This is a genomic window from Gilliamella sp. wkB108 (assembly GCF_001690195.1).
Classification (GTDB): domain Bacteria; phylum Pseudomonadota; class Gammaproteobacteria; order Enterobacterales; family Orbaceae; genus Gilliamella; species Gilliamella apicola_L.
Genome location: NZ_LZGM01000009.1, coordinates 23,935 through 38,067, shown reverse-complemented (window position 1 = coordinate 38,067; position 14,133 = coordinate 23,935). Strand labels below are relative to the sequence as shown.

The following is a 14,133-nucleotide window of genomic DNA, read 5'->3' as shown; positions in this document are numbered from 1 at the left end:
TATAATAATTTTTTTCCCTATTTTGTTAATCATCATGACCTAACCTTAACCTTATTATGTTGATAAATTGACTGCGTCAATATATGCATTAAATTAATTATTATCGTTATATTCTAATTGACTTAGATGAATGTAACCTTTCACTGATGGGTTATCAGTTAGTTTGACATACAACCACTCTCCTTGAGTGTTAATTTTAATAAGATCTGTATTATTTAATAATTTGCTGATAACGGTCGCTTTAGAGTTTGGTTCACTGCGGAAATTGATATAATCATCATTTGATTTCGTAATATAATGATTTTCTGTTAATTTGTATTGATCTTCAGAAATAATTTTTTGTTCTTCAGTTAATACTTTTAACCCCATATTATAATAATTATTTTCTTTGAGTCTTGGTTCAAGCTCATTGTCTATTTTGTAAAAATTAACCAAATATTGGTATGCCTTATGTTGGCTATCAGCTAAACTTGTTTCACTGTCCTGATGCTGGCTTTGTAATTTAATCAGATGTAATAAAGCTTTATCTTGCGATATAGGCAAAATTCTAATTTTTTTATCACCAACAATTGTAATTCCTTGCTGATATGCATGCCAATTTTTAGTTAAATCCTTTAGTAAAGTAGATATAAAATATTGACCAGATTGATTGTACAAATCATTCAACAGGCGCTTTCTATATCCTTTCTGATAATTATTATAGAAAAGAAAATGCCACATATTTCTTAAATCATCGTCCCACACAGGTAAGGACGCTTCATATAACAAACTATTTGTTTCATAATTAAAATAAATTACAACTTCTTGCAGTGAACTTGCTCGATTTTTTAAAAAATAATTTTTAACGTAAGGATCAACATTATCATTAAAAAGTAATTTATTATAAGCAATAAGATGTGGAGAAAAACCATTATCAGGGCTATTGAGTAATTCTAATCCTTGTTTAGGAGTAAGAATAACTTGTAAACGATCGTATACACTAACCCGAAATGTTTCACCATAAGTAAGTAAAAAACGACCATTTTTAGTAAAACAACAATAATCGTACTTGCTAAGCAAAGATTGACAATCAGATGTTATTGAATCAACATCAATACCAAAAAAATCCCAACTTTTTTGTTTGAAACTTTTTTCACTAGGGATTTTATAACCTTTACTTAGGAGAAACTCAGAGACTATGCCAACTTCTTCAGCAAAATCTCTTTCTCCCCATTTTTGCATTAATTGCTCTTCTTCCTTTTCGTCCTCTTCTGTTTGAGCCGAAACAGCTGACATAAAGAAAGTTAAAAAAACTAGGATAAGGTAATTCCTTTTATTTAGTATCATTGTGATTTATCTTCTTTTAATCAGGTGAATAAACTGTTATTAATTTTGTTTTATTACCTTGGTAGATAAAAGTATAGGTAGTCACTCCACCATCAAAATTTTGTGTGATTTTTAATTTGTTTTTACCAGACCATTTATATTCTACTTCCACACGCATATCTTCATCATCATAAGTAACAGAGAAATTTTTTCCTACTTTTATTTTTTTTCTGAAGATATATTCAGGATAGTAACGTAATGCATTATAAACATTCATAATAGTCATATTTTTATAGTTACAAGTGATTGTTGTATCCATGTCGACTTGCTTAGTTTTAAGGCATTTTTCATACCGATGAAAATTATTTATATCTTGTTCATCTTGTTTAGACAAACGTTGATAAAAAACTAATAGATTTTCATAAGGAACTATTAATTCATTATTATTTAGTTTGATAATATTTGTATGATTGCTTTGATTACAATTGTTAGATAAACTATTTCTATTAATTACAAAAAGTTGGCTAAATTTATTTGATAATAAATCATATTTTTTTAAATCTCTGCCATAATTAACAAAAAAATTATTTTCTTTTAATACATTATTAATATCTTCTTTATCTTCACCAAGCAGTTTAAATTCACAACCTAAAAAAATTACTTCTTGTTTATTATAAGTGACTAAATCATCTAATATTCTCAATAATCTTTCTCTTTCATCTGTTTGTTCAACTTGTTCATTTAATTTATCTTTTATCAAGGTATAATAATTGTTATTTTCTACATCAATATTTGACGCAAAAACAAAATTGGAAACTAAAATTAATAATAAATAACTTAATAAAAAATTCTTCATATTACTCCTAGTTAGTGTGGTTGGGAAAATAATATCTTTTTTACAATTTGTTAGCATCATTATTGAAATAGGATGGATAAGCCAAGATTTACCGTCTGGGTTTAGCGTGGCTCGGGGTGTTTTGGCTTCGGTTTTTGTTTTTTTCATCCTAAATCATTAAGTCATGTCTCCAATTCAAATTTTTACTAATCGCTTTGTATAAAGCGTCATTTAGCAATTTGTATAACTAATCTTAATCGCTATACTCTAAATATTTAATAGGTATATAACCACTTATTGATGGATTGTTAGCCAACTTTACATGCAACCATTCATTATTTTTATCAAAATCTATATAGTTTATATAAAGCTTTATTACATCAGTATGATTTGCTAGTTTCATGATAATAGGCGATTTTATGTTTGCTTTTTGGTGTAAATTTATATCTTTTTTGCCCGATTTTGTATGATAATGATTCTCCAGTATTTCATTATGGCTATTTGAAATTACTTTTTGTTTCTCTTCCGAAACTATTATCCCCATACCATAATAATTGTTTTTCTTTAACCTTTCTTTTAATTGATTATCTTTGTCACTAAAATCTGTCAAATATTGATAAGCTAAGTGTTGGCTACGCTCTAAAGTTTCACCATTATTTTGTAGATAGCTACGATATTTAATTAAATGAATAAGCGCTTTGTCTTTAGTTGCTTGTGAAATTATTACCTCTTTCCCTTGAACCCTTGTATTTTTTTGCTTTTTATTCCAGTTGATATATAACGTCATTAACAAACCTCGGAAATAAGCTTTATCTAATAACATATCATTTAAAAATCGTTTTCTATAACCTTTTGATTCGTTATTATAAAATAGAAAATGCCATTCATCTTCGTCGGAAACAATTGAATTTGATACAACTATTTCATATAATCGAATATCTTTTTCATAGTTAAAATTAACTACGGGTTCTGCTAAAAAATACTTATGCTTTAATAAGTAATTTTTAGCAGAATCATCATCATTAAAAAGTAATTTGTTATAAGCAATTAGCTGTTGAACATATTTATCTTTTTCATCATCTGATGTGCCATTTGAAAATAAATTCATTAATGAACAGGAGTAAATAAATTTACCATTATTTGTTATGCCATAATAATTATCTTCACTGGTATGTGTTTGACAAAAATCATCCATAATTACTCCGGTATTCAGACCAAAATAATCGTCAATTTTCTGTTTAAACTTCTTTGAATCAGGTGGTTGATATTGTTCTTGCTCAAGTAGTCTTGATATCTTATTTATGGTTTTGTCTGAATTATTAGTTGGGGCAACCTCTGCTTGTGCGTTAGCCAATACCTTAATTGAAAAAAAAGCCAGAACTATAATAATTTTTTTCCCTATTTTGTTAATCATCATGACCTAACCTTAACCTTATTATGTTGATAAATTGACTGCGTCAATATATGCATTAAATTAATTATTATCGTTATATTCTAATTGACTTAGATGAATGTAACCTTTCACTGATGGGTTATCAGTTAGTTTGACATACAACCACTCTCCTTGAGTGTTAATTTTAATAAGATCTGTATTATTTAATAATTTGCTGATAACGGTCGCTTTAGAGTTTGGTTCACTGCGGAAATTGATATAATCATCATTTGATTTCGTAATATAATGATTTTCTGTTAATTTGTATTGATCTTCAGAAATAATTTTTTGTTCTTCAGTTAATACTTTTAACCCCATATTATAATAATTATTTTCTTTGAGTCTTGGTTCAAGCTCATTGTCTATTTTGTAAAAATTAACCAAATATTGGTATGCCTTATGTTGGCTATCAGCTAAACTTGTTTCACTGTCCTGATGCTGGCTTTGTAATTTAATCAGATGTAATAAAGCTTTATCTTGCGATATAGGCAAAATTCTAATTTTTTTATCACCAACAATTGTAATTCCTTGCTGATATGCATGCCAATTTTTAGTTAAATCCTTTAGTAAAGTAGATATAAAATATTGACCAGATTGATTGTACAAATCATTCAACAGGCGCTTTCTATATCCTTTCTGATAATTATTATAGAAAAGAAAATGCCACATATTTCTTAAATCATCGTCCCACACAGGTAAGGACGCTTCATATAACAAACTATTTGTTTCATAATTAAAATAAATTACAACTTCTTGCAGTGAACTTGCTCGATTTTTTAAAAAATAATTTTTAACGTAAGGATCAACATTATCATTAAAAAGTAATTTATTATAAGCAATAAGATGTGGAGAAAAACCATTATCAGGGCTATTGAGTAATTCTAATCCTTGTTTAGGAGTAAGAATAACTTGTAAACGATCGTATACACTAACCCGAAATGTTTCACCATAAGTAAGTAAAAAACGACCATTTTTAGTAAAACAACAATAATCGTACTTGCTAAGCAAAGATTGACAATCAGATGTTATTGAATCAACATCAATACCAAAAAAATCCCAACTTTTTTGTTTGAAACTTTTTTCACTAGGGATTTTATAACCTTTACTTAGGAGAAACTCAGAGACTATGCCAACTTCTTCAGCAAAATCTCTTTCTCCCCATTTTTGCATTAATTGCTCTTCTTCCTTTTCGTCCTCTTCTGTTTGAGCCGAAACAGCTGACATAAAGAAAGTTAAAAAAACTAGGATAAGGTAATTCCTTTTATTTAGTATCATTGTGATTTATCTTCTTTTAATCAGGTGAATAAACTGTTATTAATTTTGTTTTATTACCTTGGTAGATAAAAGTATAGGTAGTCACTCCACCATCAAAATTTTGTGTGATTTTTAATTTGTTTTTACCAGACCATTTATATTCTACTTCCACACGCATATCTTCATCATCATAAGTAACAGAGAAATTTTTTCCTACTTTTATTTTTTTTCTAAAAATTTTATCAGAATTAAAACTCATTACATTATAAACATCCAAAATGGTCATATTTTTATAATAACAAATATCAGTAGAATCCATATCAACCTGATCCAATTCATAGCATTTCCCATTATAATAATTCCTAATATTTCTCTCTTCTTGTGTGGAAGGACGTTTATAAAAGATTAATTGGCTTTCGTATGGAATCATTAATTGATTACTATCAAGCTGAATAATACTCATATAATTATTACTATTACAAAGAGTTGATGAACTAGACCTATCATTAGTATAAATTTTACTAAAGTTAGATAATGTTAAGTGATATTTATTTAATTCATTGCCATAATTTTCAAAAAAATTATTTTTTTTTAATTCCTTAATAATATCCTCTTTGTTTCCTTCTATCGGTTTAAAATCACAACCCCAAAAAACTATTTTTTGTTGATTATAAGTAACTAATTGTTCTAATTCTCTAACTAATTTTTCCCCTTCTTTTGTTTGTGTGACTTGTTTATTTAACCTATCCTTCATTAGTGTATAATAATTATTGTTTTTCACATCAATATCTAATGCAAAAACAAAATTGGAAACTAAAATTAATAATAAATAACTTAATAAAAAATTCTTCATATTACTCCTAGTTAGTGTGGTGCAGTCCCAAAGGTATTTCGATATCCTTATTCCAGAGGATCTAATAAATCTTTACGCCTTTCGTAAGGTTTATTGCCTTTATTAGTCAATGGAATTTTTAAGTCTAATTCACTTGAGCCGGAATAATATTCTAGATAAAACATAAAAATCACCTTCCCATTAATAGTTAGCCGTGATTCATCTAATTCATTAAGTAATTTAATGTCTTATGATAATTTGATATGCCTTATCATAAAAATCTCTTATTGCTAAAACTATTCCATCACTAATTGCAACAGTTTATGTATATGGTTCAGTATATAAATATCTTGTACCTCCATATCCCCCCTACCCAAACATTGTCTGGTTATTATCTTTAGCCCAATTGAAATTAACACAAAATTGCTTATCAAAATTATTTATTGCTTTTGATTTTTAAGGGGAAAATAATATTTTTTTTATAATTTGTTAGCATCATTTTACAAATATTTAATCAGGATAATAATTAGCTATTAATTTAGTTCTATTATTTTGGTAAATAAATGTATAAGATGTTACGCCTCCATCAAAGTTTTGTTCAATTTCTAATTTATTTTTTCCTTTCCATTTATATTTGACCTCAACACTAAGATCATCATAAGTATCGGTAAAATTTTCACCTATTTTAATTTTTTTCCTAAATACGTTAGAAGGTTCAAAACTCATTGCTGTATATACATCTAATATTGTCATATTTTTATAGTAACAAACATCCATTGACCCCATTTCAAAATATTTTCTTTCAAGACATTTTTTATTGTGTTTTAAATTATTTATTTTATTTTCATCTGTAATGGCTAATTGTTTATAGAAAATTAAATATCTTTCATAAGGAATCATTAATTCATTATTATTAAGTAGTATGATAATTTTATAACTTAAATTAGAACATCTTTCAGATTGATTTGATGAATCTATAAAATAAAGGCTATTAAAATTATTTAATGATAAACCATATTTTTTTAACTCTTCATCATAATCATCAAAAAAATTAATTTTATTTAATTGATTATTAATATTTTCTTTACTTACTTCGAAACGCTTAAAATCACAGCCTAAAATATTTATATTTTGTTCATTACTACTAATCAAAGTATTTAAAGATCCGACAAACCATGCTCTTTCTTGTTCTTTTACATTTATCTTATCTATTTTTATTAAATAATAATGGTTTTTATTAAAATCAATATCAGAAGCTAAAGTAAAATATGGCAATGAAAATAATAAAAAAACTCTAAATAAAAAATTTTTCACACGGCCACTCCTAATTTATTGAGGATCTTCACCAAATGAATTTCGATATCCTTCTTTCAAAATATCAAGAGGATCCAGTAAATCTTTTCGTCTTTCATAAGGTTTGTTTGCTTTGTCACTTAATGGTTTTGTTAAATTTAATCCACTATTACCGGAATAATATTCTAAATGTAACATATATATAACTTTTCCGTTTATAACAAGTTCTGGTTTACCGTCTTTTAATAATTTACCTGTTTTTGCGATTACAGTTCCTTGTTTGACAAAATCACCTACTTTAAGTTTTTTAGCACTATCATGATCAACTTCACCATAACGAATAATAAATTGTCGTCCACTCCATGTTTCATGTTTTATTGTTATTTGATCAGTTTGAGAATAAAAAGGAGCAACTTGTAATATAACACCATCACTAATTGCAACAATCTCTGTATATGGTTCAGTATATAAATCTCTTGCGGCATGTTTTCTTGTACCGCCACTGCGCCCCCACCCAAACATTGTCTGGTTATTATCTTTAGTCCAATTGTAATTAGCACCAAATTGCTTATCAAAATTATTTATTGGTTTTACTTTGAATGGGAAAATAATATCTTTTTTATAATTTGTTAGCATCATTATTGAAATAGGATGGATAAACCAAGCTTTACCGTCTGGGTTTAGCGTAGCTGGGGGTGTTTTTGCTTCGGTTTGTTCTGTTGATGTGTTTGAGGTATCTCCATTCTCATTGGTTTTGCTTGAATCGGATGTTGGTTTATTTTGGCTTGCTAATCCTTTAACCACATCTTTCCACCATAAGCATTTTTTGATTTTCTCTTTCTCTTTTTCCCAGCGAGTAGCCTGTTCTTGAAGATAAGTAATTATTTCATCATTTACATTGTCTTCTTCACTCTCTGCTTTGTCATTATTTTCAGTGGGTTCATTTTGAGCGGATTTTTTCTCAATTTCGTGGCGTTTTTGTTCCAGCATATTTTTAATTTCTTCTTTTTTATTTAATATACCTTGGTTTACACATATACCGTTGACACAAATTTCTTTCTTTTCCTCGTCTCCATTTTTCAGATAATCTAAAAGATTTTTTACAAGATCGGTCATCTCATTATTTAACTCTTCCCATTTTGGCATTTTACCTTCAGTATCGATTTCACAATACCATTCACTTTCATAGTTTATAAGTAGACGAGCAAGCGCCTGTGTCAGAATATCTTTGTCAATTATTCTATTAAAATAGACTTCCTTAATATAAGCATATAGCTTCGATTCTGTTGGATATTGTTTATCTAAAATAGATAGTGTTGCTTTTAAGGTAGGTTTGTAATTATCTAATGATGAATTATATTTATCTCGTTTAAAAGATAATTCCACATCTTTGTAAAATTCCAATAAGCTAGCACTTTCAGTTAATTGGGTAAAATCAAACCAATCCCAAGCGCTTACTTTTTTTACGCCTTCTCCTTTGCTTGACACCCAACCAGCTATTGGAAGATTTTTGTCGTCAAGTGCTTCAACTTGCCACCATAAAGTGTCTTGTTCATCTTCAGCTCGTTTATCTCGTGAGGTGAATTTTTCATCATGTATAGATAACAGTAATGGTGTACCTACAGTTTGAGTGCTTTTAGATAATTCAGTGGACTGTAAAGGATGTTGGCTCCATGCTACCGTGTTTTCCTTTAATGCAATTTCACCATCCGGCTTGGCTGTTTTAGCCACCTCTTCACTATTTTCTATCCATAATGTCTTGGTTTCGGTTTCTGAAGTGTTAATTTCAATTTGTATCCATTTATTATCGACATTTTTACTTTTTACCTTTATTTTTGTACCCTTATAGGGTTTACCTACTGTGGTGTCTTCTCTATTGGGATGCGCCAGTAGTTTTGCCCCTTTTGATATAGCTAAAAGTGTTTTTTCATCATCAGGCAATTTACCTGCCTCAGTCTGGGTTTGTGTAATGTAATCGGGCAAATCTTCACAGGTAAAACATTCTATATGTAGCAATGGTTTGAAATATCTATTTAGTAAAGTGTCAACGGGTAAAGTTTCAATATTTTGCAACTTTTCGTCATCATTTTTGGATATATCGATTGCATCTTCATATTCTTGATAATGTCCAATATGCCCAACTAATTCACCCGCCTTTATTGAATAAGGTTTATCTAATACCACTACTTCATCATATTTTTTCCCTCTGGATATCTTCTCCAAAGAAGCAAAATTAACCATTTTTTTCGTTTCGGGTAATGGAATAGTGGGCTTGCCATTGCGGATAATTTCGGTTAATTCAACTAAACCTTTTTTATTTTTGGTTCCGGTGATCTTAATTTGTGTGCCAATCGGTATTGTTGAAATAACTTTTTCTCCACTTTCATTTTTTACTGCTAATCCTTTCGAGCTTGCAAGATTTGAATCTTTACTTTCTTTAATTTCAAATAGTGATTCGTTTACCATTTCCCCGGTATAAACCCAACCTAAAATCATTTCGATTTTTTCACCATTTTTATATTCAAAAGGTGTCAAAGTCGGAATAGAGGTATAACCATCAGCTAAAGATGACACACCATACCATTGTTTGCCTTTATCATGAACCGCAAGATTTAAATTAACTTTTGTTCCATTTTGCAATACGGCTTTAATTGAACCTTTTGGTTCTTTACGGATGCGTAATCCCTCAATATTTTGAAGTTGATTATCAATCACTCGATAAGTTTCTTGATCCCAAAAGGCCGGCGCTGGTTCTGGTTTTTTGGGATCTTTATCATAATAAGCCGAATCAGCCATATGCATATAGAGACTGTAAAAATAGAGTTGATGTCCCGGCTCTTTTTTTTCATTTTCTGTTGTCTCTGTGGTGGTTGGAGCTGGAGTAGTGACAGGACTTGTCCCTGTATCTGTTGTAGGGGACTGACTTGGCGCTGTATCGGCAGCGGCGGGGGTTGAGTCAGACGGTGAATTTGTGTCAGCATTAGCAGCTTGAGTGGGAGTATTGTTGTCAGCAGTCGGAGGATCACTATCTGTTGTTTCAGATTTTTTTTCAGGTACACGTTCCATTTCAAGTAAATGTCGAACTAATACAAATCCCGTTGAGAAAAAAGCGACTTTTTCGCCATAATCAATTTTTGGGTAATGACCATTGACGCGATAAGCAATCACTTCGCCATCAGCGATGCAATTTACTTTTAATGGTTTACCTATGTGTAACTCATCTAATACCTTTTGGTCAATGTGGATCCCCATATGTACAAGTTTATTAATACTTACCGGATAAAAACCACTTTTGGCAGATAGTAATGCACGGAAATAATGATTAGCGTTAACCTTCTTTTTCTTATCTTCTACAACGATCGGATATCGCCATTTTTTTATTGAGGATAGTACCATAATAGAGTCCTTTAATATGGAAAATTGAATTCCCTTACAAGTACTTATTAAATTAAATCAAATGGATAACAATTTAATAATAACCTTTATAAAATATTAAATTGTAATTGCCATTAGATATATCGTCATTATAAGTAATAGAAATATTTATTTTATTGTAGTGGCATTAACGATTACTTAGATGACGATTAGTTTATTATAGTTGATTATTAAATAATCAAATAGTTTTTTATTTATCTACGTTGAAAATAAAAATAATTCACTGAATAATAATGAATTTTAAAAAAAACAGGTTTTTGATTGGTGCAGAATAACTTAGTATCGATGTATTGCAAATCGATCATTAATACTTAACCTACTTTCTAACTTTTAATCAGCAGAATATATAGATATTACTTTGGTTTTACCACCTTGATAGATAAAGTAATAAGCGGTATCTCCACCAGCAAAGTATTGGATGATTTCTAATTTATTGGTGCCGTCCCAAATATAGTCTACTTTGACCTCCTTATCTTTATAAAAGTGAGAAAAATTTTTACCTTCTTTTATTTTTTCTCTAAAAACATAATCTGGTATCAAAGCCATCGCATTATAAACATCCAAAATGGTCATATTTTTGTAATAACAGATATTCGTCCACTGCATTTCATCAGTTTTCTTTGAGTCAAAGCATTGTTGATTATTTTTTAAATTATCTATTTTGTTTTCATCTTCTTTCGAAAGGCGCTGATAAAAAGATAATAGATTTTTGTATGGGATCATTAATTCATTATTTTCAAGCTGAATAATGTACTTGTAACTTAATTGACGACACTCTTCAGATAAATTAGATTCATCAATTGAATAAAGTCGGTTAAATTCATTTAATGATAAGTGATATTTTTTTAATTCTTGATCGTAATCTTTATAAAAATTACTGTTATCTAAAATAGCGTTAATATTTTCTTTGGTTGTTTCAACATGGTTTAAGTCACAACCAGCTATACTAATCTTCTCATTATTTTGTGTAACAAATTCATCTAATATACTTTTTAATAGATCATCTTCATCACTTAATCTATCTTTTATTAACAAGTAATAACTATCTTTATGCAAATCAATATCGGACGCATAAGTAAAGTAAGGTAATAACATTAACAATAAACTGCTGAATAAAAAATTTTTCATTTTGTACCTCAATTTCCAGTCCTCTTTTCTAGATTATTTTCAGTATGAATAACGTTAATATAGCTAGGAATCGCGGGAGCATTAGTATACAGAGCAAGCCATAACGCACCTTTGACTTTGTTTCTACCTTTTGTATTACTAAAATAAAGCGAAGTTAATTTGTAAAAATCATATTTGTTGTTATCGGTTTTTAAATCAACCATTATTTCTTTTGGATTTGGATAACCTAAAGTCGCAAAAATCTTGTCCGCAACTTTTGATCCAGATCGAGATCTGTTTTTCCTCATGGATATCAAACTATATCCACAAAAGACTAAAAACAAACCTAATATTAATAAAAAGATATAGAGTATTATAAAAAAACTTAACTTTTCACTTATCATTCTCATTAGAGAATAAACCAATAATACCACTCCCAATAAGCTAGTTATAAAAAAAGTACCGTAAATTGCTGATGACTTATTTTTCATATATTTATTTAATGCTTGCGTTCCACTCGTTGCATGAGGATGTAACCATAAACGATGATCAATTGCACGACGTACAGCAAAAGCAAAATAACTGCCACCTGGCAATAGCTCTACCACCATTTCTACATAGTCTCCTTCTTTGAAGGAGATAAGTGCAAATACACCTTCAATAAGGTTATCCCCTAATTTACAACGAAAATACTCTACAATGTCGTGTGTAACAATTTTTGAGCTTCGTTGTAATGAATGGATCTCTTTTCTTATATCATATCTGACAAGTTCCAATTCACCTATTTCGGATAAATCAATAGACGGAAGACCCAGTGATTCACGAGACTTGAGAAAGTATCTTTTACTATCAAAAACTTCAAAATCAGTGATATAACCAGTAATAATTTGGTAATATTCATTATTATTTAAATTGCCATCCATATTTCATCACCTTTATATTGGTTTTATTTTTTTATTTTAGAGTATTAATCTTTATCATAATCTTCAACAAATTTACCGTTATATCTTGATTAATCGATAGAGATTATTATTCACCTTATATTAACCACATCCAAATTATAATAAATTAGAATACAACATAAAATCGCAATATAAAATTCATCTGAAATCAATATATTATTTTTTCTGTTTTACTTATTAGATCAGTTTATGTATATAATGGAAGTCTTGCCGATAAAACCGTCAAATGGAGGTTGTGATGATCACCCATATTAGCCCTTTAGGCTCAATGGACTTACTTGCTCAAGCTGAGGTAGATATTTTAAAAAAGTCAGCTAATAGTGAACTTTACCAATTATTTAGAAATTGTTCGTTAGCGACATTAAATGCCGGTAGCAAAACCGATAATACTAAAGATCTACTTGATAGATTTGAGTCTTTTGAAATTAATGTCATTAGCAAAGAGCGTGGCGTTAAATTAGAATTGGTTAATGCACCAGAAAGTGCCTTTGTTGATAAACGAATAATTCGTTCTATTCAAGCAAACCTTTTTGCGGTACTGCGAGATATTCTTTTTTTAAATAGTCAGATTAGTGCCGTTAAACAGTTAGTCTCCAATGTTAAACTTGACAGAGATCACTCTTTTTATATCACCAATCTGGTTTTTTCTATTTTACGTAATGCTAATGCGCTTCATGTAGGGGAAGAACCAAACTTAGTTGTCTGCTGGGGTGGACATTCAATCAATGAAAATGAATACTACTATGCACGCCAAGTCGGTATGCAACTGGGTTTACGCGAGCTTAATATCTGTACGGGTTGTGGTCCGGGAATTATGGAAGCACCGATGAAAGGGGCTGCTGTTGGTCATGCTCAGCAACGTTATAAAGATAGCCGATTTATTGGCATGACTGAACCATCAATTATTGCCGCTGAACCACCGAATGCCTTAGTGAATGAACTTATTATTATGCCGGATATCGAAAAGCGTCTTGAGGCTTTTGTGCGAATCGCTCATGGTATTATCATCTTTCCAGGCGGTCCAGGCACAGCGGAAGAGTTACTGTATATACTAGGTATTTTATTAAATCCCGCCAATAAAACCCAAACTCTACCACTTATATTAACGGGTCCTAAAGAGTGCGAAGAGTATTTTATTGCGATTGATAATTTTATTCGTAGTTCATTAGGCGATGAGGCAACCAAACTCTATCAAATTGTGATTGATTCACCAGAACAAGTAGCACGTATCATGAAAGAAGGAGTAAAACATGTTAAATCATCACGTTTAGCCACTGGTGATGCATATGGTTTTAACTGGTTACTTAAAATTGATGAATCACTACAGCATCCTTTCGATCCAACGCATGAGAATATGGCTGCATTAAACTTGCATAAAGATCAGCCGGTTGAGCTATTAGCCGCCGATTTACGCCGTGCGTTTTCAGGTATTGTTGCTGGTAATGTTAAAGAGTTTGGCATGAAATTAATCGCCGAACATGGACCTTATAAATTACAAGGTGATCCGGAGATCATGAAGCAACTAGATAATTTATTGCGTAGCTTCATTAAACAAGATCGAATGAAATTGCCGGGAGGAACCGCTTATAAACCTTGTTATGAAATTTGTTATTAACTGAAAATCTAAGTAATTAACACATTCCGCCGATAATCAGATCGGCGGAAAATCTTATCGGTG

General features: G+C 29.9%; 10 protein-coding genes. 1 reads left to right on the top strand and 9 read right to left on the bottom strand.

The features are described from left to right. Nucleotides 1–93: 93 nt before the first annotated feature. The 9 genes from A9G11_RS00790 to A9G11_RS00750 all read right to left on the bottom strand — a co-directional run bounded on the left by A9G11_RS00790 (nt 94) and on the right by A9G11_RS00750 (nt 12,416). Nucleotides 94–1,275 (bottom strand): SH3 domain-containing protein, encoded by a 1,182-nt coding sequence (locus A9G11_RS00790; RefSeq protein WP_065617636.1) that lies wholly within the window; start codon nt 1,273–1,275, stop codon nt 94–96. 67 nt (nt 1,276–1,342) lie between these two features. Beyond that, nucleotides 1,343–2,308 (bottom strand): hypothetical protein, encoded by a 966-nt coding sequence (locus A9G11_RS00785; protein ID WP_065617638.1) that lies wholly within the window; start codon nt 2,306–2,308, stop codon nt 1,343–1,345. 85 nt (nt 2,309–2,393) lie between these two features. Beyond that, a complete protein-coding gene (locus A9G11_RS00780) occupies nt 2,394–3,557 on the bottom strand; it encodes a hypothetical protein (protein ID WP_141674311.1) in 1,164 nt (387 codons plus the stop codon). Nucleotides 3,558–3,614: 57 nt separating this feature from the next. Continuing rightward, on the bottom strand, nt 3,615–4,796 hold the full coding sequence (locus tag A9G11_RS00775; RefSeq protein WP_065617636.1) for an SH3 domain-containing protein: 1,182 nt from the start codon (nt 4,794–4,796) through the stop codon (nt 3,615–3,617). A 67-nt stretch (nt 4,797–4,863) separates the two neighbouring features. Further along, a complete protein-coding gene (locus tag A9G11_RS00770) occupies nt 4,864–5,679 on the bottom strand; it encodes a hypothetical protein (protein WP_065617635.1) in 816 nt (271 codons plus the stop codon). Nucleotides 5,680–6,168: 489 nt separating this feature from the next. Next, complete coding sequence (locus A9G11_RS00765; protein WP_065617634.1) at nt 6,169–6,972, bottom strand: hypothetical protein; 804 nt, start codon at nt 6,970–6,972, stop codon at nt 6,169–6,171. Nucleotides 6,973–6,987: 15 nt separating this feature from the next. Further along, on the bottom strand, nt 6,988–10,347 hold the full coding sequence (locus tag A9G11_RS00760) for a M23 family metallopeptidase (RefSeq protein WP_065617633.1): 3,360 nt from the start codon (nt 10,345–10,347) through the stop codon (nt 6,988–6,990). Nucleotides 10,348–10,716: 369 nt separating this feature from the next. Beyond that, nucleotides 10,717–11,514, bottom strand: a complete 798-nt coding sequence (locus A9G11_RS00755) for a hypothetical protein (RefSeq protein WP_065617632.1) — start codon at nt 11,512–11,514, stop codon at nt 10,717–10,719. Between the two features lie 8 nt (nt 11,515–11,522). After that, entirely contained in the window at nt 11,523–12,416 is an 894-nt protein-coding gene (locus tag A9G11_RS00750; RefSeq protein WP_065617631.1) for a putative type VI secretion system effector, read from the bottom strand. Between the two features lie 277 nt (nt 12,417–12,693). Between A9G11_RS00750 and ppnN the strand changes: the two genes are divergently transcribed. Further along, nucleotides 12,694–14,070: a nucleotide 5'-monophosphate nucleosidase PpnN gene (ppnN, locus tag A9G11_RS00745; protein WP_065617630.1), complete on the top strand. Its 1,377-nt coding sequence runs from the start codon at nt 12,694–12,696 to the stop codon at nt 14,068–14,070. Nucleotides 14,071–14,133: the final 63 nt, after the last annotated feature.